19 protein-coding genes are annotated in these 17,502 nt (G+C 54.0%); 6 read left to right on the forward strand and 13 right to left on the reverse strand.

Annotated features, from left to right (window positions below; all coding sequences use genetic code 11):
• Positions 1-7: 7 nt before the first annotated feature.
• Positions 8-244, reverse strand: coding sequence for a DUF1656 domain-containing protein (locus PGR79_RS21565; RefSeq protein ID WP_015366868.1), 237 nt, complete (start codon positions 242-244; stop codon positions 8-10).
• A gap of 172 nt (positions 245-416) precedes the next feature.
• On the opposite strand from PGR79_RS21565, the gene slyA reads away from it, so the two are divergent.
• The gene (slyA, locus tag PGR79_RS21570; protein ID WP_087858477.1) at positions 417-857 is read left to right on the forward strand and encodes a transcriptional regulator SlyA; all 441 of its coding nucleotides are present in this window, start codon (positions 417-419) and stop codon (positions 855-857) included.
• A 37-nt stretch (positions 858-894) separates the two neighbouring features.
• Here the strand turns inward: slyA and PGR79_RS21575 are convergent, their stop codons facing one another.
• Positions 895-2,250: a sensor domain-containing diguanylate cyclase gene (locus PGR79_RS21575; RefSeq protein ID WP_113374670.1), complete on the reverse strand. Its 1,356-nt coding sequence runs from the start codon at positions 2,248-2,250 to the stop codon at positions 895-897.
• Positions 2,251-2,469: 219 nt separating this feature from the next.
• Positions 2,470-2,937, reverse strand: a complete 468-nt coding sequence (slyB, locus tag PGR79_RS21580; RefSeq protein ID WP_045392464.1) for an outer membrane lipoprotein SlyB — start codon at positions 2,935-2,937, stop codon at positions 2,470-2,472.
• A 263-nt stretch (positions 2,938-3,200) separates the two neighbouring features.
• On the opposite strand from slyB, the gene anmK reads away from it, so the two are divergent.
• The 5 genes from anmK (at position 3,201) to pdxY (ending at position 7,776) form a co-directional block, all read left to right on the forward strand.
• Positions 3,201-4,325 carry an anhydro-N-acetylmuramic acid kinase gene (gene anmK / locus PGR79_RS21585; protein ID WP_087858479.1) on the forward strand — a complete coding sequence of 375 codons (1,125 nt, stop codon included), beginning with the start codon at positions 3,201-3,203 and terminating at the stop codon, positions 4,323-4,325.
• Between the two features lie 91 nt (positions 4,326-4,416).
• Positions 4,417-4,740, forward strand: coding sequence for a C-type lysozyme inhibitor (gene mliC / locus PGR79_RS21590; RefSeq protein ID WP_087858480.1), 324 nt, complete (start codon positions 4,417-4,419; stop codon positions 4,738-4,740).
• A gap of 57 nt (positions 4,741-4,797) precedes the next feature.
• Positions 4,798-5,454 carry a pyridoxamine 5'-phosphate oxidase gene (gene pdxH, locus PGR79_RS21595; RefSeq protein ID WP_032706215.1) on the forward strand — a complete coding sequence of 219 codons (657 nt, stop codon included), beginning with the start codon at positions 4,798-4,800 and terminating at the stop codon, positions 5,452-5,454.
• Between the two features lie 125 nt (positions 5,455-5,579).
• Positions 5,580-6,854, forward strand: a complete 1,275-nt coding sequence (tyrS, locus tag PGR79_RS21600; protein ID WP_045392458.1) for a tyrosine--tRNA ligase — start codon at positions 5,580-5,582, stop codon at positions 6,852-6,854.
• A 61-nt stretch (positions 6,855-6,915) separates the two neighbouring features.
• Positions 6,916-7,776, forward strand: a complete 861-nt coding sequence (pdxY, locus tag PGR79_RS21605) for a pyridoxal kinase PdxY (RefSeq protein ID WP_087858481.1) — start codon at positions 6,916-6,918, stop codon at positions 7,774-7,776.
• Between the two features lie 37 nt (positions 7,777-7,813).
• Here the strand turns inward: pdxY and gstA are convergent, their stop codons facing one another.
• From gstA to PGR79_RS21655, 10 genes are all read right to left on the reverse strand, one after another.
• Positions 7,814-8,419: a glutathione transferase GstA gene (gene gstA / locus PGR79_RS21610; protein ID WP_087858482.1), complete on the reverse strand. Its 606-nt coding sequence runs from the start codon at positions 8,417-8,419 to the stop codon at positions 7,814-7,816.
• 108 nt (positions 8,420-8,527) lie between these two features.
• Positions 8,528-10,033, reverse strand: a complete 1,506-nt coding sequence (gene dtpA, locus PGR79_RS21615; RefSeq protein WP_087858483.1) for a dipeptide/tripeptide permease DtpA — start codon at positions 10,031-10,033, stop codon at positions 8,528-8,530.
• A gap of 656 nt (positions 10,034-10,689) precedes the next feature.
• Positions 10,690-11,325, reverse strand: a complete 636-nt coding sequence (nth, locus tag PGR79_RS21620; protein WP_113374672.1) for an endonuclease III — start codon at positions 11,323-11,325, stop codon at positions 10,690-10,692.
• Position 11,326: 1 nt separating this feature from the next.
• A complete protein-coding gene (locus PGR79_RS21625) occupies positions 11,327-12,025 on the reverse strand; it encodes an electron transport complex subunit E (RefSeq protein ID WP_087858486.1) in 699 nt (232 codons plus the stop codon).
• Between the two features lie 3 nt (positions 12,026-12,028).
• Positions 12,029-12,649 carry an electron transport complex subunit RsxG gene (gene rsxG / locus PGR79_RS21630; RefSeq protein WP_113374673.1) on the reverse strand — a complete coding sequence of 207 codons (621 nt, stop codon included), beginning with the start codon at positions 12,647-12,649 and terminating at the stop codon, positions 12,029-12,031.
• A 9-nt stretch (positions 12,650-12,658) separates the two neighbouring features.
• Positions 12,659-13,711: an electron transport complex subunit RsxD gene (gene rsxD, locus PGR79_RS21635; protein WP_015705232.1), complete on the reverse strand. Its 1,053-nt coding sequence runs from the start codon at positions 13,709-13,711 to the stop codon at positions 12,659-12,661.
• On the reverse strand, positions 13,712-15,808 hold the full coding sequence (gene rsxC, locus PGR79_RS21640) for an electron transport complex subunit RsxC (RefSeq protein WP_113374675.1): 2,097 nt from the start codon (positions 15,806-15,808) through the stop codon (positions 13,712-13,714). It lies immediately after the preceding gene.
• Positions 15,801-16,379, reverse strand: a complete 579-nt coding sequence (gene rsxB, locus PGR79_RS21645; protein WP_113374676.1) for an electron transport complex subunit RsxB — start codon at positions 16,377-16,379, stop codon at positions 15,801-15,803. Before rsxB ends, rsxC begins: the two co-directional genes overlap by 8 nt.
• Positions 16,379-16,960, reverse strand: coding sequence for an electron transport complex subunit RsxA (rsxA, locus tag PGR79_RS21650; protein WP_015366851.1), 582 nt, complete (start codon positions 16,958-16,960; stop codon positions 16,379-16,381). Before rsxA ends, rsxB begins: the two co-directional genes overlap by 1 nt.
• Positions 16,961-17,038: 78 nt before the next feature.
• Positions 17,039-17,479, reverse strand: coding sequence for a DUF2569 domain-containing protein (locus PGR79_RS21655; protein WP_113374677.1), 441 nt, complete (start codon positions 17,477-17,479; stop codon positions 17,039-17,041).
• Positions 17,480-17,502: the final 23 nt, after the last annotated feature.

Here is a 17,502-nt window from a genome sequence, read left to right on the forward strand (position 1 = left end):
ATGAGCATCACAGGAGAGTCAGGAGAACCAGCGCCAGGCAAACGGCCAGCGCAAACAGGGAAAGGTCCATCAGCAGGGGATGCCAGATTTCGCCGGCATACATCCAGTCGCGTAGCTGACGATGAACGATTAACCAGATAAAGAAACCAAGCACGACGGCTTTAAATAACGGGGGAAAATAGATAGAAGCGCCGAACACCAGGTCCTGTAGCGACAATCCGGGAGTGTTAAGACTCAGTTTCACAAGCAAAAATCCTTTGCCGTTGCAGGGATAATGTTCTTGGTGATGAATTAGTTCACATTGTAAATCATTGTCTTGAATTTAGTGAATCAAGTAATTCATTTGTTTTGGTAATTTAAATGCTGCACACTATTCTAAAAGCAGTATAATAACTTAGCAAGCTAATTATAAGGAGATGAAATTGGAATCGCCACTTGGTTCTGATCTGGCACGTTTGGTACGCGTTTGGCGCGCGCTGATCGACCATCGCCTGAAACCTCTGGAGTTAACGCAGACGCACTGGGTCACGCTGCATAACATTCATCAGCTACCTCCTGAGCAGTCGCAAATCCAGCTGGCCAAGGCCATTGGTATCGAACAGCCCTCTTTGGTGCGCACGCTGGATCAACTGGAGGAGAAAGGGCTCATTTCTCGCCAGACTTGTGCAAACGATCGCCGGGCGAAACGTATTAAGTTAACGGAAAAGGCTGAACCGCTGATCAATGAAATGGAAGCGGTGATTGGCAAAACGCGTGATGAAATCCTTGCGGGTGTCTCAAAGCAGGAAGTCGAAACGCTACTCAACTTAATCCGTAAACTTGAAAACAATATCCTCGATCTTCAGGCAAAAGACTAGCCGGGAAAAGGGCTTTGCGTTCGCAAAGCCCTTTCTATTATTCCTGCCAGACCACCACGCGGTCGCGGCCACCGTTTTTCGCCGCGTACATAGCCGTATCCGCGCGCTTGACGCATTCCTCAGCCCCAATGCTTGAGCTTGTAACGGTGTAAACACCCATGCTAATGGTCATTCGTTCCGGCAGCGATGTCTGTCCGGCGCTGACCATCTGACGAATTCGCTCGGCTATCGCCAGCGCATCATCAGCATGGGTATTTACCAGCAGCAGGGCGAACTCTTCGCCGCCGATGCGCGCGGCAATATCATCATGGCGCACGTGCGTCCGTAATACGTCGGCGGCAAACTGAATCACCTTGTCACCCTGAACATGACCGTAGTTGTCGTTGATACGCTTAAAGTGGTCGAGATCGCTGACGATAACCGACAGCGGTTGTGTTGCTGAAACTTGCGGCAGCAGACCGTTGAGCGTGTCGTAAAAGTAGCTGCGGTTGTACAGTCTGGTCAGCGGATCGCGGATAGAGTTCTGATATGAATTGATGTATTTGTTGTTAGAGTCGCGATAGAGAAGAAAAACGTCGCTTAACAGGACGAACAGCATAAATAAGGTACTTAAGGTTTCGAACAGGCGTGCCTGATTCCATGCGATGATATGTTGGCTATTTGTCGCTGTGAGTAATACGTTTAGCGTAAACAAATAGGCGGCGCAGAAAAATGCCCCGCTGTACCAGAATATATTTCTTAGCCGGGTGAGAGTAACCAATAATACCAATGTCACTACCCAGACTAAAAAAAGCAACCAGCCCATCCAGTTATGCCATAACGGAGTAAAAGTGCTGGTGAGATCGTCGATGAAATCGATGCTTAATAATGGACTATTACTGGAATGTAGCCACGACAAAATAAGAGTGATAGCACTAAAAAGAAAACACCCCGTCAGTACTATAGTATGTGCGCCGGACGCTTGATTAAGATACTGACGAAAACGGTATATAACAATAGCGGTGATGAACAACACCGCCATCAGGATATTACGGAATGAATAAAAGATCAGTGCGTCATTTTGTTTAACAATATATTCGCTGTTGTACAATAGCCAGCCGGGATAGCTGCTCAGGGTACCCAGCATCAGCAGGGCGGAGCTGGCAAAGGCGATGGCGATAGGCATTAGATACAGGCGGTTTTTATCACACCAATATTTCATGCTCATGAAACAGGCAATAGTAATATGAAAAATCATTAATATTATTGTCAACAAAGGAAAAAGTGGTGATGAAGTCGTAGGAATACGATTAACGACTGAATGAGATAGTAAATCAATCGTAATAATTGCCAGGCTGCAGGCAAAGATATAAGCAAATAAGCGGTGCGATAACCGGTTTAAATTCAGAGGCACAGGCAAACTCCCGCGATAAAAGGGCGGATAAAAACGACGCGCTGGTCGCTAAATGAAAAACATCTTCAGGCTAACGAATTAATCAACGGGAAATATTGCGCAAACGCAAGTTGCTGTGCAGAAACATCAATAATATTGATATATGTATGATGAATGTTTTGGTGATAAATAATGAATCTGGGGAATTAATGCGACCAATTAAGGCCGCATTAGGGAGGCTTAACGCGGGGAAACCGTCACTTGACTACCGCTGCCGGCAATGGCTACGCGCTGGCCGACGGAGAACGGGGTGCTGCCCTGTTTCTGAACCACCATGATGGTATTACCGTCATCTTTGCGGATCTCCAGCTCAACGCCCTGCGTTTTGTTCATCGCGCCCTGTACGCCCTGACCGGCTACGCCGCCGGCAACCGCGCCTGCAGCAGTTGCAAGAGAACGACCGGTACCGCCGCCGATGGTATTACCAAGGAAGCCGCCGAGTACCGCGCCGCCAATCGCGCCGATAGCATTGCTGTCATCGCCGCTTTGGATCTGGACCGCACGGGTATGTACGATGGTACCGTAGGTCACGCTTTGCACCTGCTTGGCTTCTGATGCTGTGTAAACATCGCCGGATAGACCGCTGCTGCTGACGCAACCCGCCAGGGTTAAGCCAATCATCGAGACAGCCAAAACACGTAAAATCATTTATGAATCTCCTGTGTACCAAAATGTTCCAGTGAACTTCCATGTGGTCAATTATATGGCATTTAAGCGTTCGCTGGCATAGCTTCCTTATGGACTGTTTAAAAATAATAAGGTTCGCTTTAACGACGGATAAACGTAAGTACTTTACATAACAAATTGTCGCGGCAGAACTATTGTTAAAAAGTATTAGTGCGCCATAGCATTGCACGCTGCTTTATGATGCACTGATGGCACTGCAAAAGTCATGGAATGAGGGTAGGCGTATGAAATCAGGTCGTTTTATTGGCGTAATGTCTGGCACCAGCCTTGATGGCGTTGATGTTGTTCTGGCGGCAATAAATGAAAACATGGTGGCGCAGCAGGCGAGCCTCTCGTACCCCATCCCGGTCAATCTGAAAGAAGATATTTTAGCGATTTGCCAGGGGCAACAGCTGACCTTGTCGCAACTGGGGCGACTCGATACCCGTTTGGGACGGCTTTTTTCGGATGCAGTATTAGCGCTGATGCGCCAGCAAAATCTTCAGCCTGAGGATGTTGTCGCTATCGGTTGCCATGGCCAGACGGTGTGGCATGAACCGACCGGCGATGCGCCGCACACGATGCAAATAGGCGATAACAATCAGATCGCAGCGCATACCGGCGTGACCGTGGTGGGGGATTTCCGCCGCCGCGATATGGCGCTTGGCGGCCAGGGCGCGCCATTGGTTCCGGCTTTCCACCAGGCGCTGCTGGCGCACCCGGTTGAAAGACGTATGGTGCTTAACATCGGCGGCATAGCCAACCTTTCCTTGCTGGTTCCAGGGCAGCCGGTACGCGGTTACGACACCGGACCGGGAAATATGTTGATGGACGCCTGGATTTGGCGCCAGTGCGGTAAACCCTACGATAAAGACGCGCAATGGGCCAGTGAAGGCAAAGTATTGCTACCGCTGCTGCAGGATATGCTAAGCGACCCGTGGTTTGCGTTACCCGCGCCGAAGAGCACCGGTCGCGAGTATTTCAATTATGGTTGGCTGGAAAAACATCTGGCGCGTTACGCTAATCTGCGAGGGCAGGATGTTCAGGCCACGCTGACTGAACTGACGGCGGTGACCATCAGTGAGCAGGTTTTGTTAAGCGGCGGCTGCGAGCGTTTGTTAGTTTGCGGCGGCGGGGCGCGTAATCCGCTGTTGATGGCGCGTCTGGCGGCGCTGCTGCCAGGAACGGAAGTCACGACCACCGATGATGCCGGTATCAGCGGTGACGATATGGAAGCGTTGGCTTTTGCGTGGCTGGCATGGCGTACGCTTGCCGGCCTGCCGGGTAATCTTCCTTCCGTCACCGGCGCCAGCGAAGCGACCATTCTTGGCGCCATTTATCCCGCGAATCGAGCGCAGAATCAGAGTTAACTGAAGTCGCTATTTTTTATTTACCGGTAAACTGGACGAAATTCCGGGAGGGCGGTTTGCCCTCCTGACCGGGAAAGTCGAAGGCATACTCATGAAAAAATTTCTTATTGCGGTAGTTCCTTTTATGCTGGCGGGGTGTAGCTATTACAACCAATTCGTTGAACGGATGCAGACCGACACCCTTGAATATCAGTGCGATCAAAAACCGCTGACCGTCCATCTGAACAACGCTCGTCAGCAGGTGAGCTTTATCTATGATAATCAGCAACTCAATCTGACCCAGGGGCTCTCGGCTTCCGGTTCTCGTTACACTGATGGCGTTTATGTCTTCTGGTCGAAGGGCGACAGCGCCACCGTGTATAAGCGCGACCGCGCCGTACTGGACAACTGCCAGTTACAAACCGCCAAACGTTGAGATTTCCGTAGCGGGGGCGCACAATAACGCCACCCTATGACAACGATCTCAATGGTTATGTCTGATAACGACGAATTGCAGCAAATCGCGCATCTGCGCCGTGAATATACCCGTGGCGGCCTTCGTCGCCACGATCTTCCCGCTGAACCCCTGACGTTATTTGAACGTTGGTTGCGTCAGGCCTGCGACGCTAAGCTCGCCGACCCGACGGCGATGGTAGTCGCGACCGTTGATGAAAACGGCCAGCCCTATCAACGCATCGTATTGTTAAAACACTATGATGAAAAAGGGCTGGTGTTTTATACCAACCTGGGCAGCCGTAAGGCGCACCAGATCGAAAAAAATCCCCATATCAGCCTGCTGTTTCCCTGGCATATGCTGGAGCGCCAGGTGATGGTAATAGGCCAGGCAGAGCGTCTGTCGACGCTGGAAGTGGTTAAGTATTTCCACAGCCGACCGCGCGATAGCCAGATTGGCGCCTGGGTCTCCCAACAGTCCAGCCGTATCTCCGCTCGTGGGATCCTGGAAAGTAAATTCCTCGAGCTTAAACAGAAATTCCAGCAAGGCGAAGTCCCGTTGCCAAGTTTCTGGGGCGGTTTTCGCGTCAGTATTGAACAAATGGAGTTCTGGCAGGGCGGTGAACATCGTCTGCACGACCGCTTTTTATACCAGCGGCAAAATGATGGCTGGCAAATCGACCGTCTGGCGCCATAAAGGACGCAAAATGTTGTTTTAAGCGCTGGTGCTACGTGCTCCGGCGCTTTATTCTATGTACCTTTCGCGTCTGGCGAAAAGTCGTGTACCGGCAAAGGTGCAGTCGTTTATACATGGAGAATTTGATGGCAAGCAGTAACTTGATTAAACAATTGCAAGAGCGGGGGCTGGTAGCCCAGGTGACGGACGAGGAAGCGTTAGCAGAGCGACTGGCGCAAGGCCCGATCGCGCTCTATTGCGGCTTCGATCCTACCGCTGACAGCTTGCACTTGGGGCATCTTGTTCCATTGTTATGCCTGAAACGCTTCCAGCAGGCAGGCCATAAGCCTGTGGCGCTGGTCGGCGGCGCGACCGGTCTGATTGGCGACCCGAGCTTTAAAGCCGCTGAGCGTAAACTCAATACCGAAGATACCGTGCAGCAGTGGGTGGATAAAATCCGTAAACAGGTTGCGCCATTCCTCGATTTCAACTGCGGCGACAACTCGGCGATTGCCGCGAATAACTACGACTGGTTCGGCGGCATGAACGTGCTGACCTTCCTGCGTGATATCGGCAAGCACTTCTCTGTGAACCAGATGATCAACAAAGAAGCGGTGAAGCAGCGTCTGAACCGTGACGATCAGGGGATCTCTTTCACCGAGTTTTCCTATAACCTGCTGCAGGGTTATGACTTTGCCTGCCTGAATAAACTGCACGGCGTGGCGCTGCAAATCGGCGGCTCCGATCAGTGGGGCAACATCACTTCAGGTATCGACCTGACTCGTCGTTTGCACCAGAATCAGGTCTTTGGTTTGACCGTTCCGCTGATCACCAAGGCCGACGGCACCAAGTTCGGTAAAACAGAAGGCGGCGCGGTATGGCTGGATCCGAAGAAAACCAGTCCGTACAAATTCTACCAGTTCTGGATTAACACCGCCGACGCAGATGTTTATCGCTTCCTGAAGTTCTTCACCTTCATGGACATTGCCGAGATCAATGCGCTGGAAGAAGAAGATAAAAACAGCGGTAAAGCGCCGCGCGCGCAGTACGTGCTGGCAGAGCAGGTGACGCGTCTGGTCCACGGCGAAGAAGGCCTGGAAGCGGCTAAGCGCATTACCGAAAGCCTGTTTAACGGTAATCTGAGCGACCTGAGCGAAGCAGATTTCGAACAGCTGGCGCAGGATGGCGTGCCGATGATCGAAATGGAAAAAGGCGCCGATCTCCTGCAGGCGCTGGTGGATTCCGAGCTGCAGCCGTCCCGCGGTCAGGCGCGTAAAACCGTAGCCTCTAACGCGGTGACCATTAACGGTGAAAAACAGTCCGATCCGGAATATGTATTCAGTGATAGCGACCGCCTGTTCGGCCGCTACACCTTACTGCGTCGCGGTAAGAAGAATTATTGCCTGGTCTGCTGGAAATAAAAAATAAAACCAGGGCGTGGGAAACCACGCCCTTTTTTCTTTTTAGGGTTGTGGTAAGAAAATGAAGAACATCCTCGCCATTCAGTCTCACGTTGTGTTTGGCCATGCGGGCAACAGCGCCGCTGAATTTCCGATGCGCCGCCTCGGCGCCAACGTCTGGCCCCTCAATACCGTTCAGTTCTCCAACCATACGCAGTACGGCAAATGGACCGGCTGCGTCATGCCGCCTTCGCATCTGACCGAAATCGTGCAGGGGATTGCCGACATCGATAAGCTGCAGAGCTGCGATGCGGTACTGAGCGGCTATCTTGGCTCCGCCGAGCAGGGCGAACATATTCTCGGCATCGTGCGTCAGGTTAAAGCGGCGAATCCGGCAGCGAAATATTTTTGCGACCCGGTGATGGGCCACCCGGAAAAAGGCTGTATCGTCGCCCCCGGGGTGGCTGAATTCCACGTACGCTATGCGCTGCCGGCCAGTGATATCATCGCGCCGAATCTTGTCGAATTGGAGATCCTGTGCGGCCATCCGGTAGCCAACGTTGACGAAGCCGTTAGCGCGGCGCGTGAGCTGATAGCACTAGGGCCACAGGTGGTGCTGGTGAAGCATCTGGCGCGGGCCGGTATGAGTATGGATCGCTTTGAGATGTTGCTGGTGACAGCGGATGAGGCCTGGCATATCAGCCGCCCGCTGGTCGATTTTGGCAGCCGTCAGCCGGTCGGCGTGGGCGATGTGACTAGCGGCCTGCTGCTGGTTAAGCTACTGCAGGGCGCCAGCCTGCGCGATGCCCTTGAGCACGTTACTGCGGCAGTGTATGAAATCATGCTGGCCACCAAAAATATGCACGAGTATGAATTGCAGGTGGTGGCGGCGCAGGACCGCATTGCCAAACCGGAGCATTACTTCAGCGCTACGCAGCTGTAAGCGCGATGGCATGCCCGCAAGCGGGCATGCCACTGGTTTACTTCAGACCTTCCGCCGACAGCGCCGCCGCAACGGACGGCCGCGCCGCGACGTGCGCCATCCAGGCGCCAATATTAGCGTACGCTTCCATATTCAGTTTCACCGCATAGCCCCAGCGCAGGACCGTAAACAGGTAGCCATCGGCGATGGTGAAGCGATGCCCATTCAACCACTGTTTATCCTGCAGCGACTCATCGACATACTGCAGCTTTTTCTCCAGCAGCGCGCGCACCGTCGGCTTGTAGTCTTCCGGGGTGTCCGGGCGGAACAGCGGGGTAAAGCCTTTATGTAATTCGGTGGCGACGTAATTCAGCCATTCCAGCGTCTGATAGCGGGCAATGGTGCCCACTGGGGCCAGCAACTGACGGTCAGGTACGCGGTCGGCAATGTACTGCATGATGGCCACGCCCTCGGTCAGCAGCATGTCGTCGTCAAGCAGCAGCGCGGGAACCTGACCCTTAGGGTTAATCAGCAGGTAGTCATCGCCGTTTTCGAGGCGTTTCTTCGCCAGGTCGACGCTATCGATGGTAAAGTCGAGGCCGCTTTCGCGCAGGGCGATATGAGAGGCAAGGGAACAGGCGCCGGGCTTGTAGAACAGTTTCATCAGTAACTCCTCGTGGCTGCAGTTTCCTGTATGTTAGTCCCCCGTGGGGCAAAAAAAAAGCCGCTAACAAACGTTAGCGGCCTAAATTTATTGGTTTTCCCGGAGCATTTAAGCGGTTGCGGTTTCGCGCGCTTTGGCGACAGCGTCGTCGTCCAGCGTCATGCGGTTCAGCTTCGGCGCGGTCAGCAGCATCAGGAAAGCGATGACTGCGGTCGCGATACCAATTTGCAGGAACACGTGGCCGTAAACGTTCAGAGAAACCAGCGGGTCGGTGACGTTTTCCGGTACTGCCATCAGGTTAGCTATTTTACCTGCAATGATGGCGGCGCCTGCGGTGGTCAGGAACCAGCTACCCATGATGAAGCCCATCAGACGTTGCGGTACCAGTTGAGCCACCATCGCCAGGCCGAGGCCGGAAATCATCAGTTCACCGATACTCTGCAGCGCGTAGCTGAGGATCAACCAGTTGACGGAGACGATACCGGCATCGCTGGCGAATTTGGTACCCAGCGGCAGCACCAGGAAAGCACCGGAGCACAGTACCATACCGATGGCGAACTTATGCGGCATCGGCAGACGGTCACCCATCTTGTTATAAATCGCCGCCAGAATCGGGCTACCAATCATAATCCAGAACGGGTTCAGCGCCTGATACTGCTCAGGTTCGAACGCGATACCCAGAATCGAGTGCTCAACGTTACGGATCGCGAAGAAGTTCAGCGAGGTTGGCATCTGGCTGTACAGTACGAAGAAGACAATCGCTTCAACCATCAGCAGGAAAGCAACGATCATTTTACGACGCGCCGCGCCCTGCAGCGCCATGGCTTCTTTAGCGAAGATGATAACGATGCCCAGTGCGATGACGCCCAGCGCCATACGTGCGATGCCCTGGTTGTGCAGCAGCCAGGTGGCAATAGCAACCAGAACTACCACGCCGACGATGGTCGCCAGCAGTTTGCCGACATGTACCGGAGCGAAGTCAGGTTTAGAACCGTACTGTTTAACCCACTTCTGGCAGAAGGCGAAGTTAACCACGGTAATCAGCATGCCCACTACGCTCAGCGCGAACGCCACGCTCCAGCCGAACTTCGCCGCCAACCACGGTGTGGCCAGCATAGAGAAGAAGGAACCGATATTGACGGACATGTAGTACATGGTGAATGCACCGTCCAGACGCGGGTCGTTCTTGTCGTAGCAGGTAGAGAGCAGGGAGGACGGGTTGGCTTTAAACAAGCCGTTACCGACGGCGATAGTCGCCATACCCATATAGACGATGGCGGCATCGTGACCGGACCAGGCAACCAGCGCATAGCCGATAGCCAGTACAATCGCGCCAAGCATGATGACGCGTTTGGTGCCAAGTACCTTGTCGCCGAGCCATCCGCCGATAGCGACCAGGCCATAAACCAGTGCACTAAAGGAAGAGAACAGGGTGATAGAATCCGCTTCCGACATACCCAGCTGTTTTACCAGGTAAACGGCCATGATCCCTTGCAGGCCGTAATAACCAAAACGCTCCCATAACTCAATGGAGAAAATGAGATAAAACGCTCTTGGTTGTTTGAAAGCGTTCAAACTCACGCTTTCTGCTGGTTTATTGTTTGCAGTTGACACATATACCTCTTTTTTTACATCCCATATTAACGGGGGCTGTTTGGGGCGCAATCCCGGAGGACCGCCGCCTTTATAGTTATTCTTGGAGGGAAAACGGCAAGTAATGTTCACTATCCTGCCCCATCAGGCAATAGCTTTGTAATACTCTGTTACACATAACTAAGCCACTATAATTAGCCAGTCATACAAATGTTATACAGAGTTAAATTTCACCTTTTTGCTAAACCTGATATTTTAATCTGTGATTGGCCGTCGCTTCGGGGATAAAGGCGATATATTCTGCTTTTTGACCTTGAAGGCAGTGAGATGGCCTATATTCCTAAAAATAAGCAGGCTATTGTCCTGGCGTGTAAGGCTCTGATATTGAAATTGCTGGCTTTTTGCAGCATTTTTGCAACAGTAATTTAACGATGAGTTGCGTGGATGATCTTGATCACAAATATATAGAAAATTTTCAACGGTAAAAAACGAATGCGCTGATTGCTGGTTATATAACCGCATAATTATCCATCTAAACGGCAAAAGTATGGAGTGATTATCGGTATGATTGATAAATAATAGAGCCATAACCATAGGTTAAGTTATGGCTCCAGGCGGTCAATGAGGAAAATAGCGGCGGCTGGGGAGAGCGGTCGTATTCAGCAGATATGCAGAACTCAGGACTCTACCTTCTCTTTATACTCGCACAAATCTTCAATCAGGCAGGAACCACAGCGCGGTTTTCGCGCGATACAAGTGTAACGGCCGTGAAGAATAAGCCAGTGGTGGCAGTCAACTTTAAACTCCGCAGGAACCACCTTTAACAACTTTTCTTCGACTTGTTCAACGTTCTTGCCGGGAGCAAATTGTGTCCGATTGCAAACGCGAAAAATATGGGTATCGACGGCAATAGTCGGCCAGCCAAAGGCGGTATTCAGCACGACATTAGCGGTCTTACGCCCGACCCCCGGTAAGGCCTCCAGCGCCGCCCTGTCTTCCGGTACTTCACCGTTATGCTGCTCCAGCAGGATGCGGCAGGTCTTAATGACGTTTTCGGCTTTACTGTTAAAAAGACCAATGGTCTTGATATAGGACTTCACGCCGTCAACGCCAAGTTCCAGCATCGCCGCCGGCGTATTGGCGACCGGATAGAGCTTCGCCGTCGCTTTATTGACGCTCACATCGGTGGCCTGCGCCGACAGCAGCACCGCAATCAGTAACTCGAACGGCGAGGTAAAATTAAGTTCGGTGGTTGGGTGCGGGTCGTTATCCCGCAGCCTGGTCAGGATCTCCAGGCGTTTGGCTTTATTCATCTTACGCTTTCCCTGTCACATCAGTTGGGGCGACGGAGACGGCCTGCGCCGCTTTCGCCTTACGCTGCTTAGTACGCTCATCGATGAGGTATTTTACCGCCAGCATCATACCGAGGCCAATGAAAGCGCCCGGCGGCAGCATCGCCAGCAGGAACGGCGTATCGGTATGGAAAACTTCGATGCGCAGAACTTTCGCCCAACCGCCTAATAAGCTATCGGCGCCATCAAACAGCGTGCCATTGCCGATTATTTCGCGCAGCGATCCCAGCACAAACATGGCGCAGGTCGCGCCCATACCAATGGAAAAACCATCAAGCGCCGACAGCGCCGGTCCTTTTTTGGCGGCGAACGCTTCGGCGCGCCCCACCACGATACAGTTGGTGACGATAAGCGGAATGAAGATACCCAACGATTGATATAGGCCGAAAGCGTATGCGTTGATAAGCATTTGTACCACGCTAACTACCGAGGCGATAATCATCACGTAGATCGGAATACGGATCTCCGCCGGCGTCCAACGGCGCAGGCTGGAGATAGTGAGGTTAGTTAGCGTCAGTACCAGCGTGGTCGCCAGACCGAGGCCCAGAGCATTGGTAGCCGTTGAGGTAACCGCAAGCAGGGGGCACATACCCAACAGCTGAACCAGCGCCGAGTTATTCTTCCACAACCCTTGAACAATGACGTCTTTTACTTCGCTCATGGTTTAGTCTCCGCAGGCGGTGAATTCAGGGATCTGCGCGGGCAGCGTTTGCGCATACAGTCCCGCGCGTTTAACGGCGTTTACCACCGCGCGGGGGGTAATGGTCGCACCGGTGAATTGGTCGAAATCACCACCGTCTTTTTTCACCGCCCAGTGGCTATCATTTTGACCATGGATAACCTTGCCGCTGAAGTGGGTGATCCAGTCAGAAATACGCAGTTCGATCTTATCGCCGAGCCCGGGGGTCTCATGATGCTCGGTGACACGTGATCCAAGAACGGTGCCTTTAAAGTCAGCTGCGACCAGCAGTTGAATCGCCCCGGAATAACCATCCGGCGCCGTGGCTTCCATCACCGCGCCGACCGGCGTATCGTTCTGCTTTGCAATCCACACTTTATGCTGACCTTTGCCTAACTGCGACGCGGTCACCAGATAACAGCTTTTCAGCAAATCGTTATTATAACTCTCCGCTGGCAGGACCTGATCGAATAGGGCCTTTTGCTGCAGCGCGGCCTGCTGCTCGATGGTGTTTTTGGTTAACTCATTAATGGCGGCCGTTAGTCCGGTCGAGCCAGCGGCAAAGAGCGCCAGCGTGATGCCATGTTTACGCATGCTGTTTAACATCGCGACTCCTCAACGGTGGCCATACACGCGCGGGCGCGTGTAGTAGTCAATCAATGGGACGGTAATATTCGCCAGCAGCACGGCAAAGGCGACCCCGTCCGGATAACCGCCGAAGCTGCGGATTAGCCATACCAGTAAACCGGCCAGCGCGCCGAAAATCAGGCGTCCGCGGTTGGTGGTGGATGCCGTCACCGGATCGGTAAGGATAAAGAATGCCCCGAGCATGGTGGCGCCGGAAAGCAGATGCATTTGCGGCGATGCCAGGCTTTCCGGTGAGAAAATCCAGCCGAGAGTGGCGCAGACGGCAAGGCTTAGCAGGAAGCTAACCGGGATATGCCAGCGGATGGTTTTTTGCCAAAGCAGGAACAGACCGCCAGCCAGCCAGGCGAGGTTAACCCACTGCCAGCCGAGACCAGCCAGTTGGCCGCCATAAATTGGATACTGCAGGATCTCTTTTGCGCTGTGTCCGGCATGCAGCGACGTTTTAAATGTATCCAGCGGAGTAGCCTGGCTGATACCGTCGATTCCCATGCGCAGGCTGTTCATATCGCCACCGCTGGCGGTGTGGCCGCTGAAAATGACCTGCAGCGCATCCATAAAACCAGGAACCTGAGCGGCAATCTCGTGCGGTGGTAACCAGGAGGTCATCTGCACCGGGAAAGAGATCAGCAGGACGACGTAGCCGATCATTGCCGGGTTGAAGGGGTTATGCCCTAATCCGCCGTACAGTTGCTTGGCAATCACCACCGCGAATGCGGTGCCCAACACCACCATCCACCACGGCGCCAGCGGCGGAATACTGACTGCCAGCAACAAACCGGTCAGCAGGGCGGAGTTATCCGCAAGGGTTGCCGCAATATTTTGTTTGCGCAACTTGAGAATAGCCGCTTCGGTTCCCCATGCGGTGAAGGCCGCAAGGATAATCTGCAACAGGGTACCCCAGCCGAAAAACCAGCTCTGGACGACAATACCAGGGATCGCCGCCAGCAGCACCAGTAGCATAATTCGCGAGGTCTGGCGCTGGTTGTGGGTATAAGGGGAGCTTGCGATTCTGAAAACCATTTATTCCTCGTTAACTGCCTGCTGTGTTGCTTTACGTGCCTGAACGCGAGCGATAGCTGCCGCGACGGCCGCTTTACGCGGGTCGTCATTGGCCGCGTCCGGCGCGGTTTGTTGTTCTACTTGCTGTGCGGCCTTACGCGCTTTTGCACGGGCGATAGCGGCTTCAACGGCGGCTTTACGCGGATCGACCGCGGGCGCAGCCTCAACCGTTGTTTCACTTTCGGCAGACGGTGCGGCGTTTTCAACCTGCTGCGCAGCCTTACGCGCTTTGGCTCGGGCGATAGCGGCTTCAACGGCGGCTTTACGCGGATCGACCGCGGGCGCTGCCTCAACCGTAGCTTCACTTTCGGCAGACGGTGCGGCGCTTTCAACCTGCTGCGCGGCTTTTCGTGCTTTGGCGCGAGCGATGGCGGCTTCAACGGCGGCTTTACGCGGATCGGGAGCATCGGCTGTCGAGTCGACAGCAGTTTGCTGTGCGGCTTTGCGCGCCCGAGCCTCGGCTTTACGCGCTTCGCGGGCGGCAATCGCTTCGCTGTTGTCCGGTTTACTGCCGGATTGAATGACAATCGGCTGCGCCGCATCACGCTGCTTATCACGCACCCGGGCCAACGCGGCGTTAATAGCATCCTGATCTTTCGCCGCCGGTTGGACGGCCGCTTTTTTGTGCCGCTCCTGACGCGCGGCTTTTTCGCGCTCAAGACGCGCCTGTCGCGCTTCAAAACGAGCTTTGGCCTCGGCGGCGCGCTGTTCTTCCAGGCGAATGGCGGCAATTTCCGCTTTTTCCTGGCGGAAATATTGCACTAGTGGAATATTGCTAGGACAGACCCAGGCGCAGGCGCCGCATTCGATGCAGTCAGCTAAGTTGTGGGTGGTGGCTTTATCGTGCTGCTGGCCTTTACTGAACCAATATAGCTGCTGGGGGAGGAGATCTGCCGGGCAGGCATCGGCGCAGGCGCTGCAGCGGATACAACCTTGCTCTTCCTGCGTTTCGCCCATCTCAGTCACCGACGGCGCCAGCAGGCAGTTAGTAATTTTCACGACCGGAACGTCGAGCCAGGGCAGAGTGAAGCCCATTAGCGGCCCGCCCATGATGACCATCGGCTCCGCGCTGGCGCAGAAACCGGCATCGCTCAGAAGATGGCGCACCGGCGTACCAAGGCGCGCCCAAACGTTGCCCGGACGGCTAATCGCTTCGCCGGTGAGGGTGACGACGCGCTCGGTCAACGGCTCGCCGTCGATCACCGCGCGTTTAACTGCATAAGCGGTGCCAACGTTCTGCATCAGGACGCCAATATCGGAAGAGCGTCCGCCGTGCGGCACCTGCTTTCCGGTGAGGATTTGCGTGAGCTGCTTCGCGCCGCCGGAGGGATATTTGGTTGGGATCACCCGCAATGCTATGCCATGGGCGTCGGTTAATACCGCGCGCAGCATGGAGATGGCCTGCGGCTTGTTATCTTCGATACCAATCAGCACCTGTTTGGGCTGCAAAATATGCGCAAGGATGCGGATCCCCTCCACAACCTGCGCCGCGCAATCCTGCATCAGGCGATCGTCAGCGGTGATATAGGGTTCGCATTCGGCGGCATTGATAATCAGGGTGTCGATTTTATCACCGCCGCCGCGCAGTTTTGTTCCCGTAGGGAAGCCGGCGCCGCCGAGTCCGGCGACGCCAAACTGGTGGATACGTTCGATCAGTTCTTCACGCGACTTGTTGTGGTAGTCGCTCCAGCCCTCGCGCTCAATCCAGCAATCTTCGCCATCGGCGTCGATAATAACGCTCAGTTCCGCCAGCGCGGAAGGATGGGCGGTCGAGTGAGGCTCGATAGCCGTCACCGTTCCGGAAGTCGGGGCATGAACCGGCAGCATTCTGCCAAAACCGCGGGTCAACGGTTGACCGCGCAGAACTTTGTCGCCCGGTTGTACGCACAATTCGCCTTCAGTACCGATATGCTGCTTCAGCGGAATGACGAAACGCTGCGGCAGAGGAACCTGACGCAGCGGCGTGCCGTTGGACTGAGTTTTCATTTCAGGCGGATGAATACCGCCGTTGAAGTCCCAGATTTTGTCTTTTCGGAAAGCGGAAAATAACTTAAACATGTTGTTCCACAGGAATATTGCGTACTGGGATGGTTTGCAGGTCCCATTTCCAGGTTTCGGTAGTCTGAGCGACTGGACGCAGGTCAATACACTGAGTCGGGCAGGGGGCCACGCAGAGATTACAGCCGGTACACAGGTCGCTCATCACCGTATGCATGGCGCGGGTCGCGCCAACGATGGCATCGACCGGGCAGGCCTGAATACATTTGGTGCAGCCAATGCAGTTGGCTTCATCAATCACCGCCAACATGCGAACCGGCGCTTGCTGCTGCTCGTCGCCGTCAATAGGCTGCGGATCGACATTCAATAATGCGGCGATTTTTAACATAACCGCTTCGCCGCCGGGGGCGCAGCGGTTAATTTTTTCACCTTGAGTCCCAACGGCTTCCGCGTAGGGACGACAGCCAGGAAAACCGCATTGGCCGCATTGACTTTGCGGCAGCAGTTCATCAATTTTTTCTACCACCGGATCGTCTTCCACCGCAAAACGGCGCGACGCGTACCCCAGTATTAAGCCGAAAATCAGCCCGAGCAGGCTGATGGCGATCACGGCTATCCAGACAGCGCTCATTACAACTTCACCAAACCACTAAAGCCCATAAATGCCAGCGACATTAATCCTGCGGTCACCAGCGCAATCGCGTTACCGCGAAACGGCGCGGGAACATCGGCAACTACTAGTCGTTCGCGAATGGCGGCGAATAACACCATCACCAGCGAGAAACCGACGGCGGCGGCGAAACCGTACAGCGCGGACTGCAGGAAATTATGCCCGAGGTTAATATTCAGCAATGCCACGCCAAGCACCGCGCAGTTGGTGGTGATTAACGGCAGGAAGATCCCCAGCAGGCGATACAGCGCCGGGCTGGTTTTACGGACCACCATCTCGGTAAATTGCACCACCACCGCGATGACCAGGATAAAGGCCAGGGTGCGCAGATAAACAAGGTTTAGCGGGATAAGGATCCAGGTGTCGATCAACCAGGCGCAAATCGAGGCCAGCGTCATCACGAAGGTGGTGGCCAGTCCCATCCCCATAGCGGTTTCCAGCTTTTTGGAAACCCCCATAAACGGGCACAATCCAAGGAACTTCACCAGCACGAAGTTATTAACAAGGACAGTACCGACAAAGAGCAGTAAATAATCAGCCATTATTGGACCTGAAACGAAAAAAAGCCGCCTATTATCGAATAAATCGATACCGGCGACAACAGGTGAACTGTGTGGTTATTACGGATTGACGAAGGTCCGCTTAACCCGCGCAGAGCGTCGAAAATAGGGCGCAAACAGTGCTGCGGCAAGCAACGGAAACAGCAGTTGGCGCATGGCCAGAAGATCCGAAATCGGCGAAAAAGCGAACGCCTTAATCGCCAGCAGCAGCGAAATAAGCAGCCAGATAATGTAGTGTTTGGGTACCACCGCGCGGCGTTTGAAAAAAGCTATTGTCAGCCACAGGGTATAATACCACATCGCGACGGCGAACAGCAGCGAGGCCAGCCATAGCGCCAGGTGGCCAGGGCCCATCGCTTTCATGAGGGCCCAAGTCTGGGAAGTCGTCAGGGCAAAAGTGTAACGAATCAGTAAATACGAATTTCCCAGAAGATTCAGCAGTAACCACGCCAGCGGCGCCAGTAGCCATCCGCCGATACGTTCTGCAGATTGAGAGGACATCGTAACCCCCGGATTCAACGCCA

This window comes from Klebsiella sp. 141161, assembly GCF_050600815.1.
GTDB classification, from domain to species: Bacteria; Pseudomonadota; Gammaproteobacteria; order Enterobacterales; family Enterobacteriaceae; genus Klebsiella; species Klebsiella aerogenes.

What these genes read in the sequence shown, in the direction of transcription:
- slyA (WP_087858477.1), top strand. Translation starts at nt 417, where the DNA reads ATGAAATTGGAATCGCCACTTGGTTCTGATCTGGCACGTTTGGTACGC.
- slyB (WP_045392464.1), bottom strand. Translation starts at nt 2,937, where the DNA reads ATGATTTTACGTGTTTTGGCTGTCTCGATGATTGGCTTAACCCTGGCG.
- anmK (WP_087858479.1), top strand. Translation starts at nt 3,201, where the DNA reads ATGAAATCAGGTCGTTTTATTGGCGTAATGTCTGGCACCAGCCTTGAT.
- mliC (WP_087858480.1), top strand. Translation starts at nt 4,417, where the DNA reads ATGAAAAAATTTCTTATTGCGGTAGTTCCTTTTATGCTGGCGGGGTGT.
- pdxH (WP_032706215.1), top strand. Translation starts at nt 4,798, where the DNA reads ATGTCTGATAACGACGAATTGCAGCAAATCGCGCATCTGCGCCGTGAA.
- tyrS (WP_045392458.1), top strand. Translation starts at nt 5,580, where the DNA reads ATGGCAAGCAGTAACTTGATTAAACAATTGCAAGAGCGGGGGCTGGTA.
- pdxY (WP_087858481.1), top strand. Translation starts at nt 6,916, where the DNA reads ATGAAGAACATCCTCGCCATTCAGTCTCACGTTGTGTTTGGCCATGCG.
- gstA (WP_087858482.1), bottom strand. Translation starts at nt 8,419, where the DNA reads ATGAAACTGTTCTACAAGCCCGGCGCCTGTTCCCTTGCCTCTCATATC.
- nth (WP_113374672.1), bottom strand. Translation starts at nt 11,325, where the DNA reads ATGAATAAAGCCAAACGCCTGGAGATCCTGACCAGGCTGCGGGATAAC.
- PGR79_RS21625 (WP_087858486.1), bottom strand. Translation starts at nt 12,025, where the DNA reads ATGAGCGAAGTAAAAGACGTCATTGTTCAAGGGTTGTGGAAGAATAAC.
- rsxG (WP_113374673.1), bottom strand. Translation starts at nt 12,649, where the DNA reads ATGTTAAACAGCATGCGTAAACATGGCATCACGCTGGCGCTCTTTGCC.
- rsxD (WP_015705232.1), bottom strand. Translation starts at nt 13,711, where the DNA reads ATGGTTTTCAGAATCGCAAGCTCCCCTTATACCCACAACCAGCGCCAG.
- rsxC (WP_113374675.1), bottom strand. Translation starts at nt 15,808, where the DNA reads ATGTTTAAGTTATTTTCCGCTTTCCGAAAAGACAAAATCTGGGACTTC.
- rsxB (WP_113374676.1), bottom strand. Translation starts at nt 16,379, where the DNA reads ATGAGCGCTGTCTGGATAGCCGTGATCGCCATCAGCCTGCTCGGGCTG.
- rsxA (WP_015366851.1), bottom strand. Translation starts at nt 16,960, where the DNA reads ATGGCTGATTATTTACTGCTCTTTGTCGGTACTGTCCTTGTTAATAAC.
- PGR79_RS21655 (WP_113374677.1), bottom strand. Translation starts at nt 17,479, where the DNA reads ATGTCCTCTCAATCTGCAGAACGTATCGGCGGATGGCTACTGGCGCCG.